Source organism: Nocardiopsis coralliicola, assembly GCF_054779695.1.
Genome location: NZ_BAAGXT010000014.1, coordinates 58,045 through 77,840 on the forward strand (window position 1 = coordinate 58,045; position 19,796 = coordinate 77,840).

Annotated in this window: 15 protein-coding genes; 5 read left to right on the forward strand and 10 right to left on the reverse strand. The window is 74.1% G+C overall.

Annotated features, from left to right (window positions below; translation table 11 throughout):
• Positions 1 to 137: 137 nt before the first annotated feature.
• The 4 genes from ACYVGT_RS12750 to ACYVGT_RS12765 all read right to left on the reverse strand — a co-directional run bounded on the left by ACYVGT_RS12750 (position 138) and on the right by ACYVGT_RS12765 (position 6,040).
• The gene (locus tag ACYVGT_RS12750) at positions 138 to 974 is read right to left on the reverse strand and encodes an ABC transporter ATP-binding protein (RefSeq protein ID WP_460857526.1); all 837 of its coding nucleotides are present in this window, start codon (positions 972 to 974) and stop codon (positions 138 to 140) included.
• A 226-nt stretch (positions 975 to 1,200) separates the two neighbouring features.
• A complete protein-coding gene (locus ACYVGT_RS12755; protein WP_460857529.1) occupies positions 1,201 to 2,313 on the reverse strand; it encodes a FecCD family ABC transporter permease in 1,113 nt (370 codons plus the stop codon).
• Positions 2,310 to 3,362: a FecCD family ABC transporter permease gene (locus ACYVGT_RS12760; protein WP_460857658.1), complete on the reverse strand. Its 1,053-nt coding sequence runs from the start codon at positions 3,360 to 3,362 to the stop codon at positions 2,310 to 2,312. The genes ACYVGT_RS12755 and ACYVGT_RS12760 overlap by 4 nt, the downstream gene beginning before the upstream one ends.
• A gap of 290 nt (positions 3,363 to 3,652) precedes the next feature.
• Positions 3,653 to 6,040, reverse strand: a complete 2,388-nt coding sequence (locus ACYVGT_RS12765) for a molybdopterin-dependent oxidoreductase (protein ID WP_460857531.1) — start codon at positions 6,038 to 6,040, stop codon at positions 3,653 to 3,655.
• Between the two features lie 296 nt (positions 6,041 to 6,336).
• On the opposite strand from ACYVGT_RS12765, the gene ACYVGT_RS12770 reads away from it, so the two are divergent.
• Positions 6,337 to 7,290, forward strand: coding sequence for an HpcH/HpaI aldolase/citrate lyase family protein (locus ACYVGT_RS12770; RefSeq protein WP_460857533.1), 954 nt, complete (start codon positions 6,337 to 6,339; stop codon positions 7,288 to 7,290).
• A gap of 256 nt (positions 7,291 to 7,546) precedes the next feature.
• Here ACYVGT_RS12770 and ACYVGT_RS12775 read toward each other — a convergent pair whose 3' ends face one another.
• From ACYVGT_RS12775 to ACYVGT_RS12785, 3 genes are all read right to left on the reverse strand, one after another.
• Positions 7,547 to 8,161 (reverse strand): DUF6069 family protein, encoded by a 615-nt coding sequence (locus ACYVGT_RS12775; protein WP_460857535.1) that lies wholly within the window; start codon positions 8,159 to 8,161, stop codon positions 7,547 to 7,549.
• Positions 8,162 to 8,351: 190 nt separating this feature from the next.
• Positions 8,352 to 8,975 carry a maleylpyruvate isomerase N-terminal domain-containing protein gene (locus tag ACYVGT_RS12780; protein ID WP_460857537.1) on the reverse strand — a complete coding sequence of 208 codons (624 nt, stop codon included), beginning with the start codon at positions 8,973 to 8,975 and terminating at the stop codon, positions 8,352 to 8,354.
• Between the two features lie 522 nt (positions 8,976 to 9,497).
• On the reverse strand, positions 9,498 to 10,820 hold the full coding sequence (locus tag ACYVGT_RS12785) for an aminotransferase class I/II-fold pyridoxal phosphate-dependent enzyme (RefSeq protein ID WP_460857539.1): 1,323 nt from the start codon (positions 10,818 to 10,820) through the stop codon (positions 9,498 to 9,500).
• A 432-nt stretch (positions 10,821 to 11,252) separates the two neighbouring features.
• Between ACYVGT_RS12785 and ACYVGT_RS12790 the strand changes: the two genes are divergently transcribed.
• Positions 11,253 to 12,932: a glycine/sarcosine N-methyltransferase gene (locus ACYVGT_RS12790; protein ID WP_460857541.1), complete on the forward strand. Its 1,680-nt coding sequence runs from the start codon at positions 11,253 to 11,255 to the stop codon at positions 12,930 to 12,932.
• A gap of 84 nt (positions 12,933 to 13,016) precedes the next feature.
• Here the strand turns inward: ACYVGT_RS12790 and ACYVGT_RS12795 are convergent, their stop codons facing one another.
• A complete protein-coding gene (locus tag ACYVGT_RS12795; RefSeq protein WP_460857543.1) occupies positions 13,017 to 13,619 on the reverse strand; it encodes a TetR/AcrR family transcriptional regulator in 603 nt (200 codons plus the stop codon).
• Positions 13,620 to 13,783: 164 nt separating this feature from the next.
• Here ACYVGT_RS12795 and ACYVGT_RS12800 point away from each other — a divergent pair, with 164 nt between their 5' ends.
• Positions 13,784 to 14,425: an NAD(P)-dependent oxidoreductase gene (locus ACYVGT_RS12800; RefSeq protein WP_460857547.1), complete on the forward strand. Its 642-nt coding sequence runs from the start codon at positions 13,784 to 13,786 to the stop codon at positions 14,423 to 14,425.
• A 504-nt stretch (positions 14,426 to 14,929) separates the two neighbouring features.
• On the opposite strand, the gene ACYVGT_RS12805 is transcribed toward ACYVGT_RS12800, so the two are convergent.
• Together ACYVGT_RS12805 and ACYVGT_RS12810 are read right to left on the reverse strand one after the other, a co-directional pair.
• A complete protein-coding gene (locus ACYVGT_RS12805; protein ID WP_460857660.1) occupies positions 14,930 to 16,390 on the reverse strand; it encodes a sensor histidine kinase in 1,461 nt (486 codons plus the stop codon).
• Between the two features lie 90 nt (positions 16,391 to 16,480).
• Positions 16,481 to 17,182 (reverse strand): response regulator transcription factor, encoded by a 702-nt coding sequence (locus ACYVGT_RS12810; RefSeq protein ID WP_460857549.1) that lies wholly within the window; start codon positions 17,180 to 17,182, stop codon positions 16,481 to 16,483.
• Positions 17,183 to 17,388: 206 nt separating this feature from the next.
• Between ACYVGT_RS12810 and ACYVGT_RS12815 the strand changes: the two genes are divergently transcribed.
• Entirely contained in the window at positions 17,389 to 18,288 is a 900-nt protein-coding gene (locus ACYVGT_RS12815) for a universal stress protein (protein WP_460857551.1), read from the forward strand.
• Positions 18,289 to 18,771: 483 nt separating this feature from the next.
• Positions 18,772 to 19,764 carry an NADPH:quinone oxidoreductase family protein gene (locus ACYVGT_RS12820; RefSeq protein ID WP_460857554.1) on the forward strand — a complete coding sequence of 331 codons (993 nt, stop codon included), beginning with the start codon at positions 18,772 to 18,774 and terminating at the stop codon, positions 19,762 to 19,764.
• Positions 19,765 to 19,796: the final 32 nt, after the last annotated feature.

Consider the following 19,796-nt stretch of genomic DNA (forward strand, 5'->3'; position numbering starts at 1 on the left):
CGGACGGACGCCCGGGCGCGCAGGTTCTCGGCGGCGCACTCAGGGCTGCGGTCGCGCCGGCGGGGCAGTGCCGGGGAGGCGCGGATCTGCCGGCCACCGATGCGGGGCGGGTGCGCGGGTGCGGCGTGGAGCCCCGGTCAGGCCGAGCGGGCCTCGTCCTCGGGGAGGGCGGTGCGGCGGGCGGAGCGGCGGTCGACGGGGACGATCATCGGGGTCTGCGTCTCCGGGTCCGGCACGACGCGGACGGGGAGGCCGAAGACGTCTTCGATCAGCGGTTCGGTGACGACGTCGGCCGGGCGGCCCTCGGCGACGACGCCGCCGTCCTTCATCACGATGAGGTGGGTGGCGTACCGGCAGGCGTGGTTGAGGTCGTGCAGGACCGCCACCAGCGTGTAGTCGCGCTCGGAATGCAGCTCGGCGCAGAGGTCCAGCACGTCGATCTGGTGGGCGATGTCGAGATAGGTGGTGGGCTCGTCGAGGAGCAGCAGCGGCGTCTGCTGGGCCAGCACCATCGCCAGCCAGACGCGCTGCCGCTGGCCGCCGGAGAGCTCGTCCACCATGCGCTCGGCGAGGTCGGTCACCCCGGTGGCCTCCATCGCCTCGGCCAGGACCGCCTCGTCGGCGCGCGACCACTGCCGGAGCAGCTTCTGGTGCGGGTAGCGGCCGCGGGCGACCAGGTCGGCCACCGTGATGCCGTCCGGAGCCACCGACGACTGCGGCAGCAGGCCGAGCCGGCGGGCGACCTCCTTGGCCGGGTAGGAGGAGATCATCCGCCCGTCGAGGTGCACTGACCCCTCGGACGGCTTGAGCATCCGGGACAGCGCGCGCAGCAGCGTCGACTTGCCGCAGGCGTTCGGGCCGACGATCACCGTGAACGAGTTGTCCGGGATGCTGATCCCGAGGTTCCGGGAGATGACGCTCTGGTCATAGGCCAGCGTCAGGTTCTCTCCCCACAGCCGGGACTGCTCGTGCATCGCTGCCTCTCCAGGGTGGGCGCCGCCGTCTAGGGCGTGTTTGGTGGGTGGCGTTCGTCGCGAGCGGTGTCCTGGTGCGTTCATCGCAAGGCCGACGAAGGAGTCAGGGCGGGTTTTCCTGTCGAGAAGAGGAGAACGCAGCGAGGGGCGTGCCAGGGCGACGCGCAGCAGGACAGTTGTCCACCAAGCATGCCCTAGGGCGGGGTCGGGATGGGACTGCGGAGCGTCAGGCACGTCCGGTCCGCCATTCACGGTAGAGCAGCCAGACCAGGTAGCCGCCGCCGATCACCGCGGTCAGCGCGCCGACCGGGAGCTGCACCGGCGCCAGCATCCGCTGGGCGGCGAAGTCCGCCGCGATGAGCAGCAGCGCCCCCATGGCGGCCGCACCGAGCAGCGTGGTGCCCTGGGTGCGCAGCAGGCGCCGGGCCAGCTGCGGCGCCGCCAGCGCGACGAACGAGATCGGCCCGGCCACGGCGATCGCGGCGCCGGTCAGCGCGCTCGCGGCGATCAGCGCCCACGCCTGCGTGGCCTGCACCGGAACGCCGAGCGAGCCCGCCGTCGCGTCACCCATCTCCATCAGCCGGAGCCGCGGCGCGAGTGCCAGGATCACCGGTACCAGCACGGCCATGCAGGCGATCAGCGCGATCACTTCGCCCCAGGTGCGGGCGTTGAGGCTGCCGATCATCCACACCTGCGCCGTCTTCGCCTCCTCCAGCTCGGCGCGGGTCATCAGGTAGTCGCGCGCCGACAGCAGCATCGCGTTGATGCCGATACCGACCAGGATCAGGCGGTACCCCTGCACGCCGTTCTTCAGCGCGAGCAGGTAGACGAGCGCCGCGGTGGCGACGCCGCCCGCGACGGCGCCCAGCGACACCTGCAGCGTGGTGCCGCCGAACACCAGGATGGTCAGCACCGCACCGGTCGCCGCGCCGCCGGTGAAGCCGATGATGTCCGGGCTGCCCAGCGGGTTGCGGGACAGGCTCTGGAAGACCGCGCCGGCGATCCCCAGCGCCGCGCCGACCAGCACCGCCGCCCAGGCGCGCGGCAGCCGCACGTCGCGCACGAAGAACAGGTCGAGGCGCTCACCCGTGCCGGCGAGGGCGGCGAGTACGTCCGGCAGCGCAATGGCGTAGTCGCCCATGGCCAGTTGCGCGAAGAAGACCGCGGTGGCGGCGGCGATGACGGCGCCGATGGCCATCGCCGACCACGGGCGCATCCGCATCGACACCCGGCCGCCGGCCAGCCGCACCACCCGGGTCCGGGGCGCGGACCGGCCGGTGCGGCGGCGGTCCTCGGATGCGTCCGCGGAGGCGGGCGCCGGGGTCTCGGTCGCGGTCACAGCTGGGCCATCCTCTTCCGCCGCACCAGGGCGATGAACACGGGAGCGCCGATCAGCGCGGTGATGATGCCGACTTCCAGTTCACCGTGCGGCAGCACGACGCGGCCGGCCGTGTCGGCGGCGGTGAGCAGGACCGCGGCCAGCACCGCCGCATAGGGCAGCAGCCACCGCTGGTCCGGCCCGGTCAGCGCCCGGGCGACGTGCGGCACGATGAGGCCGACGAACCAGATCGGCCCGGCGGTGGCGGTGGCCGCGCCGCACAGCAGCACGATGGCGACCGCGGCCAGGGCGCGGGTGCGGTTGAGGCGCGCCCCGAGCGCGGCGGCCAGATCGTCGCCGAGCGCCACCGCGTTCAGCGACGGCGCCAGCAGCAGCGCGATGACGATGCCCGCGACGAGGAACGGCCAGATCCGCGCGAACAGCTCCAGGTCGCGCCCTGCCAGCGAGCCGACCTGCCAGAACCGGATGCGGTCGAAGACGAAGTCGTCGATCACGATGACCATGTAGACCAGGCCCTGCAGCACCGCGGCGATGGCGGTTCCGGCGAGTGCCAGTCGCACCGGGGTCGCCTGGCTGCGGCCGCGCGAGCCGAGCGCGTAGACCGCGACCGATGCCAGCCCGGCGCCGATGAAGGCGAACCACACGTAGGAGGTCGGGCTGGAGATCCCGAAGACGAAGATCGCGACGACCACGGCCGCTGCGGCGCCGGAGTTGACGCCGAGGATGCCGGGCTCGGCCAGCGGGTTCCGGGTGAGGCCCTGCATGAGCGCTCCGGCCAGGCCCAGCGCCGCACCGACGAAGACGCCGAGCACGGCGCGCGGCAGCCGCAGTTCGTGGATGACCGAGTGGTCGTAGGAGCCGTTGTTGTTCCACAGCGCGTCCCACACGGTGCCCAGCGGGATGGGCTTGGCGCCGACGGCGATGCTGAGGCCGATGCACAGCACCAGCACGCCGAGGAGCGCGGCCAGCCCGGTCCAGCGCAGGATGCGGGTGCGCGCCTGGCTGCTGGTGCGGCGGTCGAGCTCGGCCGCGGCCTCGTCGCGGCCCACCGGAGCGGCTCCGGCGCCGAGCAGGTCCGCTTCGCGCGTTCCCGTGCTCACCCTCGGCCCCGCCAACGCGATCGCACCGACACGGCTCGTTCCTTCCGGATCAGGGGAGCCCGCACAGCGGGCGCAGCCGGCGCAGCAGTGCACCGGCAGTGAACTTAGTAGAGGCTAACCTACCTTCGTCCGGCGCGGAAGCGGATGTTCAGGGTGAACAGGTTCACCTCCGGACAGACCGCCGCCCGCCGGGGCCGGCGGCGAACGCCGTGCGCGGTGCACGCCTGATCCGGCCCGGTTCAGGCCCAGCCTTCGGAGTCCTGCTGCTCCAGGGTGATCAGCAGCGGCGGATCGAAGGCGCGCACCGGCGGGGCGTCGCCGGCGAGCCGGGCCACCTCGACCAGGACGTGCTGGCCGGTGCAGCCCTGGGCGAGCGACGACGTGCCGGCGGTCGAGGTCAGCGCATTCGGGTTCCCGTGCACGCAGGTGAACCCCGGCGCCGACGGATCGAACCAGGCGCCGGTTGACAGCTGCGCGATGTGCGGGAGCAGGGCGTCGGAGACGACCGCGCCGGCGATGATGCTGCCGCGGTCGTTGGACACCCGGACCAGGTCGCCGTCGGAGATGCCGCGCTCGGCCGCGTCGTCGGGGTGCAGCCGGATCGGGGCCCGCCCGCCGATCTTCTCCGCCCTGCTGTGCGCGCCCATGTCCTGCTGGCTGTGCAGCCGCGCCTTGGGCTGGTTGGTGACCAGCAGCAGCGGCCAGCGCCGGGACCGGCGCGACCCCAGCCGCTCCTCGCCGGGCAGCCACACCGGGTAGCCCGGGCAGTCCGCCTGCCCGAACCCGGCGATCGTCGCCGAGTACAGCTCGATCCGGCCGCTCGGCGTGGCCAGCGCGCGGCCCACCGGGTCCTCCCGGAAGTGCGCGAAGAGCGCGTCGTCGTGCACCCGGCCGGGCAGGTCCACCGAGCCGGCGGCGCGGAAGCCGTCGAAGTCCGGCAGCTCCGCGCCGTAGGCGGTGTGCTGCCGCAGGCGCCACTCCTCGTACATGTGCCGCTGCCACTCCTCGGCGGAGCGCCCCTCGGAGAACGCCTCCCCGGCCCCCAGGCGCTCGGCGGTGCGGCAGTAGATGTCGTACTCGTTCCAGGCGTCGCCGTGCGGGGGGACGGCCGCCGGCATCGACCGCAGCCGCTGGTCGCCCTGGCTCGCCGCCATGTCCTCGCGCTCCAGCGCCGTGGTCGAGGGCAGGACGATGTCGGCGTGCCGGGCGGTGGCGGTCCAGTGCGTCTCCACGACGAGCACCGTGTCGGGCCGGGTGAACGCCTCGGTGAGCCGGCCGAGGTCCTGGTGGTGGTGGAACGGGTTGCCGCCCGACCAGGCCACCAGCCTGATGTCGGGATAGCTGCCCTCCTCGCCGTTGTAGGTGAACGGCGCGCCGGGGGAGAGCAGCATCTCCGCGGTGTCGTTGACCGGGATGAAGGAGTCGATCGGATTGGCGCCCTGGGGGAAGCGCGGCAGCCCTCCCGGTGTGGCGCCGCCGCCGTAGCGGCCGGTGGATCCGTAGCCGGTGGCGAAGCCGGCGCCGGGCAGGCCGATCTGGCCCAGGCAAGCCGCCAGCGCGAGCCCGGCCCACATGGGCTGCTCGCCGTAGCGGGCGCGCTGCACCGACCAGCCCACGTTGATCAGTGTGCGGCCGGCCGCCATCGACCGGGCCAGGGCGCGCAGCTCCGGTGCGGGGAGCCCGGAGACTTCGGCCGCCCATTCGGGCGTCTTCGCCACGCCGTCGATCTCGCCGGTCACCGAGCGGCGGACGACGTCCGCGCCCACCGTGTACCGGTCGAGGAACGCGCGGTCGGCGAGGCCCTCGTCGAAGAGCACGTACACCAGTGCGAGCAGGACCGCGGTGTCGGTGCCCGGCGCCGCGGGCAGCCACTCGGCGCCCATCTCCGCCAGCGTGTCGTCGCGCAGCGGGCTCACCGAGACGGTGCGCAGCCCCGCCGCTGCCGCCTCCCGCATGCCCGGCTCGGCCGTCGACTCGGCGCGGCCGCCCGAGATCGTCCAGGTGTTGGAGACGCGCAGCCCGCCGAAGGTGACCAGCAGGTCGGTGTGCTCGGCGATCGCGGACCAGCTGGGAGCGCGCTCCATCAGCTCGTGCGCCGCGGGGGCGCCGATCAGGTGCGGGAAGAGCACCTCCACTACGGCGTGGCTGTAGGTGTTGCGGCTGCGCGTGTACCCGCCGAGCGTGTTGAGGAAGCGGTGCAGCTGGCTCTGCGAGTGGTGGAAGCGCCCGGCGCTGGCCCAGCCGTAGGAGCCGCCGAAGACGGCCTGCGGCCCGTGCTCGGTGTACACGCGGTGGAGCTCCGTGGCGAGCAGGCCCAGGGCGGTGTTCCAGTCCACCTCGACGTAGACGTCACCGGGCTCGCCGCGCTGCGGGTCCGGCCCGGCGCCGCGCTCCAGCCAGCGGCGGCGGACCGACGGCCGGGCGACCCGGGTGCTGTGGTGCTGGGCCCCGGGGGCGTTGTGCATCAGCGGTGCGGGGGCCGGGTCGCGGGGGTCGGGGCGCACTCCGACGACCCGGCCGCCGTCCACCAGGACGTCGAACGCCCCCCAGTGCGTGCTGGTCGGCACGGCCACCGGGCCGCCCTCCTGCGTGCCGGATCCGAGCCCTTCGCCCTGCTTCTGGTCCATCGGTCCTGCGTCCCCCCTGCTCGCGATGGTGCGCGGCGCCCGCGCGGCACCCGCTGCGGTACCGCGCGAAGATTGCACCCCTATGCACCTTTCTACTCTTCCTTTGTAGTCGGCGGAGCACGCGCCGGGCATGGGCCCTTCGGGCATATGCACAACCGGGTTTGCGAGCATAGGGCGGCGCCGGCACCGCCCCCGGCTCATCAGCGCAGCAGTACGGCACTGCAGCCTCGGCGACGGCAACCCGGTCCCGCCCTGCAGGGCGGGACTGCAGGACGCGACCTCACAGGAGTGGACACATGGCAGCGGCTCCCCTGCGGCCCCGGCGGTCGGTGCTCGCGGTTCCGGCATCGACCCCGCGGTTCATCGAGAAGGCGCGCGGCCTGCAGGCCGACGCGTTCTTCCTGGACCTCGAGGACGCCGTAGCGCCCTCGGCGAAGGAGCGGGCCCGTGGCGCGGCCGTCGCGGCGCTCACCGAGGGCGGCTGGGACGGCCGGGTACGCACCGTCCGGGTCAACGACCTGAACACGCCGTGGACCTACCGGGACGTCGTCACCGTGGTGGAGGGCGCCGGTGCGGACCTCGACTGCCTGGTGCTGCCCAAGGTGACCGGCCCCGACCACGTGCGCTGGCTCGACCTGCTGCTCACCCAGATCGAGCGGGCCTGCGGGCTGGAGCCGGGCCGGATCGGCATCGAAGCGCAGATCGAGGAGGCCCGCGGGCTCGCTGCGGTGGACGCGATCGCCGCCGCCTCGCCGCGGCTGGAGACGCTGGTGTACGGGCCCGCGGACTACATAGCGTCGATGAACATCCGCACGCTCACCGTCGGCGCGCAGCCGCCCGGCTATGCGGCCGACGCCTACCACTACGTCCTCATGCGCATCCTCACCGCGGCGCGCGCCAACGGGCTGCAGGCCATCGACGGCCCCTTCCCGCAGGTCCGCGACGTCGACGGGTTCCTGGCCTCGGCGCGGCACACCGCGGCGCTCGGCTACGACGGCAAGTGGGTGCTGCACCCGTCCCAGGTCGAGGCCGCCAACGGCGTGTACGCGCCCGACCAGGAGTCCTACGACCGCGCCGAGCGCATCCTCGACGCCTACGAGCACGCCACCGGAGTGCAGGGCCGCGGGGCCGTCATGCTCGGTGACGAGATGCTCGACGAGGCGTCCCGGAAGATGGCGCTGGTGGTCGCCGCAAAGGGCCGCGCCGCGGGTCTGTCCCGGACCCCCGGCGCCCCTGAACGCGCGGACTGACCGGACCGCCGCTGCGGGCCCGGAGACGGGCGGAGCCAGGTCGGGAGGGGAGAGTGTGCGGGCGCGGGCCGCTCGGAGGGCGAGCGGGCGGTGGGCCGTCCGGACAGAAGCGCACGGCGGCACCCGGTGCGCAGCGCCCCGGCCGTCCTGCTCCGTGTGTCTGCCCTGCCTGCTCTTCCTGCCCTGCGTGTCGGAAGGTCCGGCTGCGGCGGCGGCCGCGGTGCAGCGCCTCGCACCCGTGCGGCCGCGCACCGCCTCAGTCGCGGTCCGGGGGCATGCCGGCCGCGCCCGGTTCGTAGGCGCGGTGCCGGCCGTCGTAGCGCCGGCGCGGCTGGTCGGCGATCGCGTCGCCGTAGCCGCTGCGGAACGCGGCGTCGTCGGTGTCCTCGTCGTAGGCGCCCGGCAGCGTGCCTTCGCCGCGGAGCCTGCGGTGCATGCGGTTCCGGTAGGCGCTGGCGCCGACGCTGCTCAGCAGGGACACGATCGCGATGCCCGCGACCGCGTTGATCAGGCCCGTCGCGATCTGGCTCGCCAGCGAGCCCGACTGGGTGAGCGGCGACACCGCGGCCACCACCGTGGCCAGCCCCACGATCCAGCCGAAGAAGGTCATCGGCCGCGGAGCGCTCATCATCAGCAGGTGCAGCAGGCCGGTGGCGATCAGGGCGGCGAGTGCGGCCATCGCCGCGTAGGCGGCGGTGCCGGCACCGCCGAAGTAGCCGGCCTCCTCCGGGGCGAGCACCGGGATGCCGAAGATGCCGCGCACGATGAGGGCGCCCACGAAGATCACCAGGGCCGCGACGATCGCCGTGGCGAGGCCGCCCGACCACAGGCGGGAGACGTTGATGTTCCGGCCGTTCTCGTATGCGCACATGCCGGATACCCCCAGATACGGCGCCGAACACGGTCATCAGGCCCATACCCGCAGGTCACAGGCGATAACCACGAGTGGCTGCCCGGTTACACAGCAGTGCGGCCGTACCCGGGGGTCCGCGCAGGTCAGGCGGCTGGAGCGGGGAGCGGAGGACCGGCCTCCGCGCTTCGCGGAGAGGTGCCGCGCGCCGTCACGGCCCCTCGCCGAACCACCGCCACTCCGCCAGGCGCGGCCGGCCCGGCAGCGCCGTGCGCCCGGTGCACCACAGCAGCGCGTCCCACGGAGCGGTGTCCTCCGGCGCGTTGGGGAACAGCCGGCCCAGGGTGTGCGCGACGGCGTCCTCCGGCGGCGTGAACGCGGTGTCCAGTGCCACCGCGATGTCGCGGGTGTGCACGGCGAGCTCGGTGACGCCCATCGCCGCGAACCCGACCGGCCCCGACTCGCCGAAGACGTGTCCGGCGCGGTACTCCGGAGCAGCGGTGGCCACCGCAGCCGCCAGCAGCGCCCCCGAGGCCTCGATGGCCTCGATCATCTCCACTGGCTCCGGGGCCCCCTGGGGAGTCAGCTCGAAGGCGATGTAGGAGCGCCCGGTGCGGTTGCCCGCGATCTGAGTGGCGTAGCCGTACATGTCGTCGACAATGTGCGCGGCAGTGTCCGAGCAGCTCCAGTCGAGGCCGGAGGCAGCCGCGGACCAGTCGGCGCCGGTGGCCGGGCGCAGTGCCGCGGCGCAGGCGGCGGTGGTGGCGCGGACGTGCGCGGCCGCGATGGCGCGCGGATCACCGGTGCCCGGTCCGGGGTGCGTAGCGAGGTTCATGTCGGCGACGGTAGGCCGCGCGGCTGTTCCCCGCGACGGGTTTTCCGCGGCCGGCCGCGCCGGCGCGGCACGGCGCCCCGGCCGGGCCCCAGGCCACGGAGCGGTTCTGCACCGGGACGGCGGCCACGGCGGTTGCGTGCAGCGCCGCCGATGCCTCGCCGGACTGGATCGCTCCTCGGAGCCTGACGGCGGTCCCCGGCCCCCTCCTGCCGTCGCCGGAGAGCCGGGGTGGCGGAGCCGAAACCGCATCGGCGATGTGCTGCCCGGTGGCGGAGCACGGCCGGCCGGGGCGGGCCAGTCGGCTCCCCACCGGCCGCAGGGCCGCAGTCCACGCAGCGGCGACGGTGCTGGCATGTTCGGACGCGAGGGCGAGCGGACCGGCTGCAGAGCCGTTGCCCGAAGATGCGGAGCCGCCCCGCGGTGCACGCCTGGACCGGCCTTGGCGGCCCGCATGAAGCGCTGCCGGGGGGCTGTTCCGTGCCAGGGTTCCGCGCAGCAGGGCAGGTGCCCACCCAGCACGCCCTAGACGGCCGGCCCGCCTGCGCGGACGGCGGCGGCGAGGTCGTCGGCCAGCGCAGCCATGTCGGCGAGGTCGAGCGCCGACACGGTGATGCGGAGTGCGGGCGGTGCCGCCACCCGGAACGGGTGGCCCGGGGTGACGGCCCACTTGCGGGCGAGCAGGCCCGCCGTCGCCGCCGCCTCGTCGGGCACCGGCACCCAGACGTTGAGCCCCGTCCTTCCGGTCGCCGGCAGGCCGTGCTCGGCGAGCCGCGCGATGAGGGCGTCCCGCCGCTCGGTGTAGGAGCGGGCGGCGCGATCGGCACCGCAGTCCCTCTCGGACCGCTCCACCAGCTCCACGAAGCACTCCTGCAGCACGGTGCTCACCCAGCCCTGGCCGGTCTGCAGCAGGCCGCGGACCCGGTCCACGGTGACCAGGTCGCCGGCCAGCAGAGCGAGCCGCAGGTCCGGTCCGTAGCCCTTCGCGGCCGAGCGCACCACCGCCCACCGGTCGGTTGCGCCGAAGACCCCGTGGAACGCGGCGCCGACCAGGCCGAATCCGTGGTCGTCCTCCACCGTGAGGACGTGCGGGTGGCCGGCGAGCACGGACCGCAGGGCTGCGGCGCGCCGCTCCGTCACGGCCGCGCCCGTCGGGTTCTGCGCGCGGCTGGTCAGGACCGCCGCGCGGGCTCCCGCCCGCAGGGCGGCCGCGAGTTCGTCGGGCAGCGGCCCCTCTTCGTCGACGCGCATCGCGACCGGACGCAGCCCGATCGCAGCGAGCAGCGCGTACTCGCTGGGCCAGCCCGGGTCCTCCAGCGCCACCGTGTCGCCGGGGCGCAGCGCCGAGCGGAGCACCCGGTCGATGCCGTCGAGCGCGCCGGCGGTGAGGGTGAGCGCCTCCGCCGGCACCCCGTCCGCGGCGAACAGGGTCCGGGACGCGTCTTCGGCGGCGGCGAGCACCGGCGGATCGCCGTACTGGGCCGGTGCCCGGCCCCGGCGCCGCTGCGCGACGGCGGCCAGAGCGGCCGGCAGGTCCGGCAGCAGCCGCGGGTCCGGATTCCCGGTCGCGGCGTCGCGCGCGCCGGCCGGGACCGCCTCCGGACCCGCCTCCCGCGGTGCGGCGGCCGGGCGTGTGCGCACCCGGGTGCCCCGCCGGCCGCCCGTCTCCACCAGGCCCCGCTCGCGCAGGGCGCGGTAGGCGGCGGCAACGGTGTTCGGGTTCACCCCGAGGTCGCCGGCGAGGTCGCGGATGGGCGGCAGGACGGCACCCGGCTCCAGGGCTCCGCCGGCGATCTCCTCCTCGACGCTGTCGGCGATCTCGTGCGATCCCCGTCCGCTGATGACCATGCCCCCATTGTCCAGCAGCGCCCGCCCCGCCGGGGCAGGCGGGCGGCGCCGGTGCGGCGCGGCGGCACCTGGCGGGCCGGAAACCGCGCCCGCGCACCGCGGCGCGGCCGGAGTGCGGATTATAGGGCACGCATGATTCCGGGATATTCTCCGGGGATTCCCTTTGAATTATCGGCGTTTCCTATTCGGCTGTAGCGCCTGGTGCACTGCGTTGCGCTCTGCGCTTTCGTGTCACTCGGGGCGAATGGATGATGCCCCTCGGTGGTGGAGTGCAGGTCGCCGGAGGGGGCGATCGGGCCGATCCGGCGCGAAGAATTTTTCACGATGTGACCTGCAGTGACGGCGCGAACGGCGCTCCGCCCACTTGAATCGGGGTCGGAGTCATGCTTTTCAATAGAGATACGCGAAGTTTCACCCTCGGTGCCGTATGCCATGAGCGCCGCGGGGTGTTCTAGTGTGAGGAGTCGACCTATTAAAGGGCAGGATCAGCAGCGTTTTGGAGACGACCCGCTAGCCGTTCGCGACACGGACCACTACAAAGCCGAATACGTGACCGGGTTCGTTGACAAGTGGGACGAGCTGATCGACTGGAAGCGGCGCTACGAGAGCGAGGGCCGCTTCTTCATCGACCAGCTCAAGGAGCGCGGTGTCCGCGAAGTCCTCGACGTTGCGACCGGTACCGGGTTCCACTCGGTCCGGCTCGCCGAGGAGGGGTTCGAGACCGTCAGCGCCGACGGCAGCCCCGAGATGCTGGCCAAGGCGTTCTCCAACGGGCAGACCTTCGGGGGCCACATCCTGCGGGTTGTGGAGGCCGACTGGCGCTGGCTCAACCGGGACGTCCACGGAACCTACGACGCGATCATCTGCCTCGGGAACTCGTTCACGCACCTGTTCTCCGAGCAGGACCGGCGCAAGGCGCTGGCCGAGTTCTACGCGATGCTCAAGCACGACGGCGTGCTCATCATCGACCAGCGGAACTATGACGCTCTGCTGGACGGCAAGTACGGCAACAAGCACACCTACTACTACTGCGGCGAAGAGGTGTCGGCCGAGCCGGAGCACGTCGACGACGGGCTGGCCCGGTTCGTCTACCGCTTCCCGGACTCCTCCGAGTACCACCTCAACATGTTCCCGCTGCGCAAGAACTACGTGCGGCGGCTGCTGCGGGAGGTGGGCTTCCAGGGCGTCGACACCTACGGCGACTTCCAGGAGACCCACCAGGGCGACGAGCCGGACTTCTTCATCCACATCGCGGAGAAGGCCTACCTCGCCGAAGGCGACCGCACGGAGCGCTACTCCTCGGCGGTGCGCACCGCGCGGGAGTACTACAACTCCTCCGACGCCGACACGTTCTACCACTCGGTGTGGGGCGGGACCGACATCCACGTCGGCCTGTACGAGAGCGCCGACGGCGACATCGCGGAGGCGAGCCGGCGGACCGTGGAGCAGATGGCCGGCAAGGTCGAGCTGACCGCCGACACCCGCGTGATCGACATCGGCTCGGGCTACGGCGGTTCGGCGCGGCACCTGGCGTCGACCTACGGGTGCCACGTGACCTGCCTCAACCTGAGCGAGGTGGAGAACGAGCGGAACCGGGCGGCCAACGCCGAGGCCGGCCTCGACCACTTGATCGAGGTGGTCGACGGCTCGTTCGAGGACCTGCCCTTCCAGGACAACGCCTTCGACGTCGTCTGGTCCCAGGACGCGTTCCTGCACTCCGGCGACCGCCCGCGGGTGATGGAGGAGGCGGCCCGCGTGCTGCGCAAGGGCGGCCACCTGGTGTTCACCGACCCGATGGCGGCCGACGGGGCCGACCCCCAGGCGCTGCGGCCGATCCTGGAGCGGATCCACCTCGACTCCATGGGCACGCCCGGCTTCTACGACGCCGAAGCGTCCCGCCTGGGGCTCACGAAGGTCGAGTTCGAGGACCGGACGGGGATGATCGCGGCGCACTACGGCCGCGTTCTCGCCGTCACCGAGGAGCGCGAGTCCGAGCTGAAGGGACGTATCAGCGAGGACTACCTGACCCACATGAAGACGGGTCTGCGCAACTGGGTGAACGGCGGCAACTCGGGCTCGCTGGCCTGGGGAATCCTGCACTACCGGTTCTGATCGCCCCCGGCCCGCCTCCCCCGCGGGCCGACCCGGCCCGGCACGCCGCCCCGGCGCGCCGGGCCGAGGCCGTCTCCGGACCCCTCAGTCGACCAGCGGGTCCAGCACCGTGCTGACCAGCGCTGCGGCGGGGCCGCCTGCCGCGTCCTCCGCATCGGTGGCCCGCGCCCGGTCGGTGAACCAGGAGAAGAACGCCTGCTGGAAGCAGGCTCCGAGGAGCAGGGCTGCGGCGGCGTGCACGTCGGCGTCCGGCTTGAGCAGGCCGGCCGTGCGCGCGGCCGCCAGCTGGTCGGCGAGGAGCTCCAGCGGCAGGTGCGGGCCCAGGCCCTGCTCCCCGATGTAGCCGCGGAACGCCTCGAGCAGCCGCGGGTCGGCGAAGAACGACGCCCCCAGCGGCGCGGCGCGGCGGTAGAACTCCAGTGCCGCGTTCGCCACCTCCTCCAGGCCGCTGCGCAGGGCGCCGGCGTCGGCGGCGCCGGCGAGGGCATCCATCGCATCGCCGATGGTCGGAGCCGCGCCGATGAGGGCCGTGAGGTAGAGGTCCTGCTTGTCGGCGAAGTGCTTGTAGAGCGTCGCCTCACTGTATCCGGCCGCCTCGGCGATCCGGCGGGTGGTGGCGTGCGCGATCCCGTGTTCGCGGATGACGTGCTCAGCCGCAGCCACGATGGCCGCGCGGGTGTTCGCCATGCGGCGGGCCTCCCGGTCTCTGTTCTCGCTGGGGTGCCGAAGGGCGGGCTGCCCGGCGGGCGGCCCGAGCGCGGGGGTTGACGTCCCCGGCGGGAACGAGCATAGTCGAAAGTAAGTAAGTGCTCACTCACCAGGCCGCGCCTGCGGCCGGAAGGCGGCGGACCATGCGCATCACCGTGCTCGGAGCCAACGGAGGGGTGGGACGCGAAATCGTGGCCCAAGCCCTGGCCGGCGGACACGACGTCGTCGCACTCGTGCGCCGACCGGAGGCGGCCGAGGTGCTCCCCGACCGCGCCGGGCTGCGCGTCGAGGTCACGGACCAGACCGACGCCGCTGCGCTGGCCGGCGGAATCGCGGGGGCGGACGGCGTCATCAACGCCATCAGTACGAGCGGCAGCGCCAGCACTCCCACGCGCGTCTGCGAGGAGAGCACCCGGGCCGCAGCCGCCGCCATGCGGCGGGCCGGTGTCCGGCGCATCGTGGCGATCAGCGCCGCCACGGTCACCGACAAGGGGGACGGCCCGTTCACCCGGATGCTGGTCAAACCCCTCCTGGTCCGCATGCTCCGCCACCCGCGGGCCGATTCGCTGCGGATGGAGGCCGTGCTCGACGGCTCCGGCCTGGACTGGACGGTCTTGCGCCCGCCGAAGCTCACCGACAAGCCCGCCACCGGCCGGTACCGCACCGCTGACGGCGCCAACGTCCGCGGCGGCATCACCATCCCCCGCGCCGACGTCGCGCACGCCGCCCTCGCGGCCCTCACCGACCCCGCGCGCATCCGCACCGCCGTCGGCGTGGCCAGCTGAAGGGGCTCCAAGCCGGGATACGGGCCGGGGATGGGGCGGGGCAGGCGGCCGCGCCGATGCCGCGCCCCGGCTCCGCACGCGCTGCGCCAAGCGGCTGCCGACCGGACGCTCGGTCGTGCAGGTGCGCCGGCCGGCCCCGCCCGCCTCCAGGCCGCGCCGTGCCGCGGCGGCTGCCCTGTACGCGTCGGCGGGTGCGCTTCCCTGCGCGATTCTGGCCACGGCGGCCGCGCTCCTGCGCCCGGGCCCGATGGCCGCCTGGATCCCTGACGTTGCCCTGGCCCTGTGCGCAGCCGCGGCGGCCGGCGCCGCACTCGTCGTCCTCAGCGTCGTCCGGGCGTTTCGCCCGGTCCCGCCGCAGGACAGGACCCGGGCGGCGAGGATGCCTGACCTGCTCGGCCCCTCTCAGCCCGGGGGAGGAGGCCAGGGCGGTTCGGGTGGCCAGCACCGGTTGCAGCGGCGGCCGCCGCGCCGGCCTGGCGCTCGGCGCCATCCACCGCACACGGCCTAGTGCGGTTCGGAGGGGGCCGGGGAGTCCGGCGGGTCGGGTTTCCGGCCCGGACCTGCCGGAGGCGGCTCGGCGAGGGGGAGGGAGAAGCCGACGATGCTGCCGCCGCCCTCCCGGGGAGCAGCGAAGACCTCGCCGCCATGGGACTGGACGATGTCGGCGACCATGGACAGGCCCAGACCCGATCCAGGGAGGGCGCGGGCCGAGTCGGCGCGGTAGAAGCGCTCGAAGACGTGGCCGAGCGCGTCCGGCTCGATCCCCGGACCGCGGTCGCGCACCTCCACCCGGCCGTCGCGCACCGCGATCTCGATCGGCGCCGTGCCCTGGGCATCGAACTTCGCCGCGTTCTCCACCGGGTTGGACAGTGCGCGCTCCAGCGCCGCCGGGCGGCCGAACACCGTGCTGCCGTCGGCGTCCACCGCGACCGCGCGGCCGGTGCGCCGCCGGGTGCGCTCGGCAACCCGCTCCGCAAGCCCGCCCAGCGCCACCTCGCGCGGGCGCTCGTCCTCGCGGGTCCCGGTCGCCAGCTCGACGAGCTCGTCGACCAGCCCGGACAGCTCCCGCGCCTCGCCCTGCAAGTCGTCGATCAGCTGCTGCTGCGACTCCGGAGAGAGGCGGTCGAACGACCGCATCACACTGATGTTGGTGCGCAGGCTGGTGAGCGGGGTGCGCAGCTCGTGCGAGGCGTTCTGCACCAGCCGCCGCTTCTGCTCCTCCGAATCGGTCAGCCGGGCCAGCATCGCGTTGAACGCGCGCCCCAGCCGCCCCACCTCGTCGGCCGACTCGCCGTCGCCCTCCGGTGCCGGCCGGTCCAGTCGGCCGGTGGCGCTCACCTGCTCCGCGGTGTCGGTGAGCCGGACCAGCCGCCCGGTCACCCGGCGCGCCACCAGCCATCCGGCGCCCGCCGAACCCACCAGCACCACCGTGCCCACGCCGAGGATCTGCAGCGCCAGCGCCTGCAGCATCCGCTCCGTCGGCGACAGCAGCTGCCCGACCTGGATGGCGCCGCGGCCGTCTCCCAGCGACACCGTGCCGACCCGGTAGCGTTCGGAGCCGCGCGAGTCCTCCCTGGTCCGCACCACGCCGGCCTCCTGCTCGGCGGCGACCAGCCGGTCGCTGGAGCGGACCGGCAGGACTTCCACCGCCCCCGACCCGTTGACCGGGACCGACAGCGCGCCGGACGGGCTGATCGCCTGGTAGGTGAAGGTGTCGGAGTGCAGGAAGGCCAGCGTGCGGCCCTGCCCGGACAGCGAGGAGTCCGCCAGTTCGGAGGCGAGCCGATCGGTCGTCGCCTCGAACTCGCTGCGGGCGTCACCGCGGATCATCAGCGCGGCCGTGCCGTAGCCGAGCGTGCCCATCAGCAGGCTGGCGATGGCCGTGACCAGTGCGAACAAGGCGGAGAACTTGGTGCTGAGCCGCCATCCCGACGGACTCGCCAGCCGGTGCAGGAACTCGGTCAGGCGCCCGCTGCGGGCGCCGTCCGCCGTCTGGTGGGCGGATCCCGGGGTGCCGGGGCCTGTTCCGGGTGCCGCGGGCCGTGCCACTGCGGCTCACCTCCCTGCCGGGCGCAGCGTGTAGCCGACGCCGCGCACCGTCTGGATCAGGGGCTCCGTGCCGGGCAGCTCCAGCTTCCGGCGCAGATAGCTGATGTAGACCGCGAGGTTCTTGGACTCCGGGCCGAAGTCGTAGCCCCAGATCCGGTCGTAGATCGTGGCGTGGTCGAGCACCAGCCCGGAGTTGCGGGCCAGCAGCTCCAGCAGGTCGAACTCGGTCTTGGAGAGCTCGACCTCCTGCTCGGACCGCCACACCCGGCGCGCGCCCGGGTCCAGCCGGAGGTCGCCGACCTGCAGCGCCGGCTCGGACCCGCCCTCCGGCGCCGGTGCGGCGCGGCGCAGCAGCGCGCGGATCCGCGCGAGGAGCTCGTCCAGCTCGAACGGCTTCGGCAGGTAGTCGTCGGCGCCGGCGTCGAGCCCCGCCACCCGGTCGGGCGTCTCCACCCGCGCGGTGAGCATCAGGATCGGGGTGCGGTCGCCTTCGGCGCGCAGCACCCGCGTCACGCCGAGCCCGTCGACGCCCGGCATCATCACGTCGAGGACGAGCAGGTCCACCGGCTCGGCGTGGACGGCGGCGAGCGCCTGGACACCGTCCTCGACGGTCAGCACGCGGTAGCCCTCCAGCTCCAGCGCCCGCTGCAGCGCGTCGCGGATCGCGCGGTCGTCGTCGGCGATGAGGACGCTGCCCGTCGTGGTCATGGCCGCAATGCTGGCCTATCCAGGTGAGAGAGGGGTAAGAGGCGCGGCGGAGTACCGTGAGCCGGCCTGCGCCGAGAGCGGCGTGACCTACGGGACAGCCGGTGCAGGGCTGTCGCGCGCGGCGGCGGGTAGGAACCCGGTCGGGTGGCCCCGGAGAGCGGGGCGCGCCCCGACGAAGGGTCCCGACCGAGAGCGAGGAACCGCAGATGGCTGCCGAAACCGGAACGCGCTGGGCCGTGGTGGGCGTGGACGGGTCCGACTCCAGCCGGTACGCGCTGGAGTGGTCGGCCAACCAGGCCGCCGGCATCGGCCTGGGCCTGCGCATCGTGACCGCCGTCTGGCCGCCGGACCACGGCGGCGTGTTCGGCGAGGGCCGCAGCCCCGACGGCGAGAGCCCGCGCGAGCGGGACGCGCACGCGCTGCTCGCCTACGCGCGCGACTGGGTGCACCGGATCTTCCCCGAGCTGGCCGTGGAGACCCGCGCGGTCGACGCCCGCCCCTCGCAGGCGCTGATCGACGCCGCAGGCGAGGAGGGCACGGCCATCGTCGTGGTGGGCTCGCGCGGTATGGGCGGCCTCGCCTCGGCGTTCGTCGGCTCGGTGGGCGTGGAGCTGGCCGCCAAGTCGCCGGTGCCGACCGTGGTGCTGCCCAAGGAGCACGAGAGCGCTGAGGGCACCCGCGGCCGCATCATCGTCGGCGTGGACGGCTCGGAGGCGGGCGGGCGCGCGCTCGGCTTCGCGTTCCGCCAGGCCGAGCGCACCGGTGCGGAGCTCGTCGGCGTGTGCGCCTGGCAGCCGATGGCGGCCTTCGCCGCGTCGATCGGCCCGGTGCCGCCGGAGGCGTTCGACGACGAGGTCATCGAGGCCGCGGCCCGCCGCACCGCCGAGGCCGCCCTGGCTGACCCGCGCGCCGCCCACCCCGACGTCCACGTCCAGCTCAAGACCGTCCGCGCCCACCCGGTCGTGGGCCTCCTGGAGGAGGCCACGGCCGCCGACCTCCTCGTCGTCGGCTCGCGCGGCCGCGGCGGCTTCACCGGCCTCCTGCTCGGCTCGGTCAGCCAGGCCATCCTGCACGGCGCGCACGGCCCCGTGGTGGTGGTCCGCTAGGGCGTGCGCGGGGCGGCGGTTGCTGCGGGTTGTTGCGAGCGGTGCCGCCGGGTGCCCCGTCGCACGGCCGGTGAGGGGCCCGCTTCCGGCTCCCCGGCTGAGCGGAACGCCGCGAGCGGGCGCCGGGGCGGTGCGCGGCAGGGCAGTGGTCCACCGACACCCCCCCCAGGCCGCCACTGCAGGGGCCGGCCCCCGGCGGCAGCCACCATGCGCCACACGCAGGGAAGGCGGTGCCGCCGCCGTATCCGCGTCGGTGCCCTGTCCCAGGCCGAAGGAGGGGCTGCCGTCCGTTGCGGCAGCTCCGTCCGCCGGCGGTGGCCGGGTGCCCCGAATCGTGCCGGCCGGCGCCGGATCGCGCCGTTTCCCGGTGCTGTGCGCCGGAGGGCGGACGGCCGGGCGGCGGGCCTGCCGGCGGCCTTGACGGGGCGTTCGCGGGCGCGGTTCACTGTGTGACCGACCGGTCGGTATCGACAGGAGGCTGCGGTGAAGGCGTTTCGGGTGAACAAGCTCGGCGAACCGGCCGAGGTGTTGGAGGCCGGTGAGACCGAGGTTCCCGAACCGGGGGAGGGGCAGCTGCTGGTGCGGGTCCGCTCGGCGGCGGTCAACTTCCCCGACGCCCTGCTCTGCCGCGGCCAGTACCAGGTCCGCCCGGAGCTGCCGTTCACGCCCGGCGTGGAGATGTGCGGCGAGGTGGTGTCGGCCGGCCCCGGCGTGCCGGACCGCGCACCCGCGCCCGGCACCCGCATCATCGGCTCGCCCGACCTGCCCCGCGGCGCGTTCGCCGAGTACACGCTCGTCCCGGCGGCAGGCGCCCTGCCGGCGCCCGCGTCGCTCACCGACGACGAGGCCGCGTCCTTCTTCATCGGCTACCAGACCGGCTGGTTCGCACTGCACCGCCGGGCCGGACTGCAGCCCGGCGAGACCGTGCTCGTGCACGCCGCAGCGGGCGGCGTCGGCAGCGCGGCGATCCAGCTGGCGAAGGCGGCAGGGGCCCGCGTCATCGGGGTCGCCGGCGGACCGGACAAGGCCCGCATCGCCGCTGAGCTCGGCGCCGACGTCGTCGTGGACCGGCGCTCCGAGGACTTCGTCGAGGTGGTCAAGGCCGAGACGGGCGGCCGCGGCGCCGACGTGGTCTTCGACCCGGTGGGCGGCGACACCTTCGCCCGCTCCACCAAGTGCATCGCCTTCGAGGGCCGCATCGTCATCATCGGCTTCGCCAGCGGCGACATCCCGCGGCACGCCCTGAACCACGTGCTCATCAAGAACTACTCACTGCTCGGGCTGCACTGGGGCCTGTACGCGCGCCGCGCACCGGAGCACATCCCCGCGGCGCACGCCGAGCTGACCGCGCTGGCCGACCAGGGGCTGGCCAAGCCCCTGGTCTCGGAGCGCCTGGGCGCGGCCGATCTGGCCGACGGCGTCCAGCGCCTCGCCGACGGCTCCACGACCGGCCGCCTGGTCTTCCGGCCGGAGTAGCCGCACGGCTGCGGTCGCCGCCCGCACGCGGT

Coding starts and splice junctions, on each gene's coding strand:
- ACYVGT_RS12750 (WP_460857526.1), bottom strand. CDS start 974: ATGCACGAGCAGTCCCGGCTGTGGGGAGAGAACCTGACGCTGGCCTAT.
- ACYVGT_RS12785 (WP_460857539.1), bottom strand. CDS start 10,820: ATGGTCATCAGCGGACGGGGATCGCACGAGATCGCCGACAGCGTCGAG.
- ACYVGT_RS12795 (WP_460857543.1), bottom strand. CDS start 13,619: ATGGCGAACACCCGCGCGGCCATCGTGGCTGCGGCTGAGCACGTCATC.
- ACYVGT_RS12775 (WP_460857535.1), bottom strand. CDS start 8,161: ATGTGCGCATACGAGAACGGCCGGAACATCAACGTCTCCCGCCTGTGG.
- ACYVGT_RS12770 (WP_460857533.1), top strand. CDS start 6,337: ATGGCAGCGGCTCCCCTGCGGCCCCGGCGGTCGGTGCTCGCGGTTCCG.
- ACYVGT_RS12780 (WP_460857537.1), bottom strand. CDS start 8,975: ATGAACCTCGCTACGCACCCCGGACCGGGCACCGGTGATCCGCGCGCC.
- ACYVGT_RS12765 (WP_460857531.1), bottom strand. CDS start 6,040: ATGGACCAGAAGCAGGGCGAAGGGCTCGGATCCGGCACGCAGGAGGGC.
- ACYVGT_RS12790 (WP_460857541.1), top strand. CDS start 11,253: ATGAGCGCCGCGGGGTGTTCTAGTGTGAGGAGTCGACCTATTAAAGGG.
- ACYVGT_RS12800 (WP_460857547.1), top strand. CDS start 13,784: ATGCGCATCACCGTGCTCGGAGCCAACGGAGGGGTGGGACGCGAAATC.
- ACYVGT_RS12810 (WP_460857549.1), bottom strand. CDS start 17,182: ATGACCACGACGGGCAGCGTCCTCATCGCCGACGACGACCGCGCGATC.
- ACYVGT_RS12815 (WP_460857551.1), top strand. CDS start 17,389: ATGGCTGCCGAAACCGGAACGCGCTGGGCCGTGGTGGGCGTGGACGGG.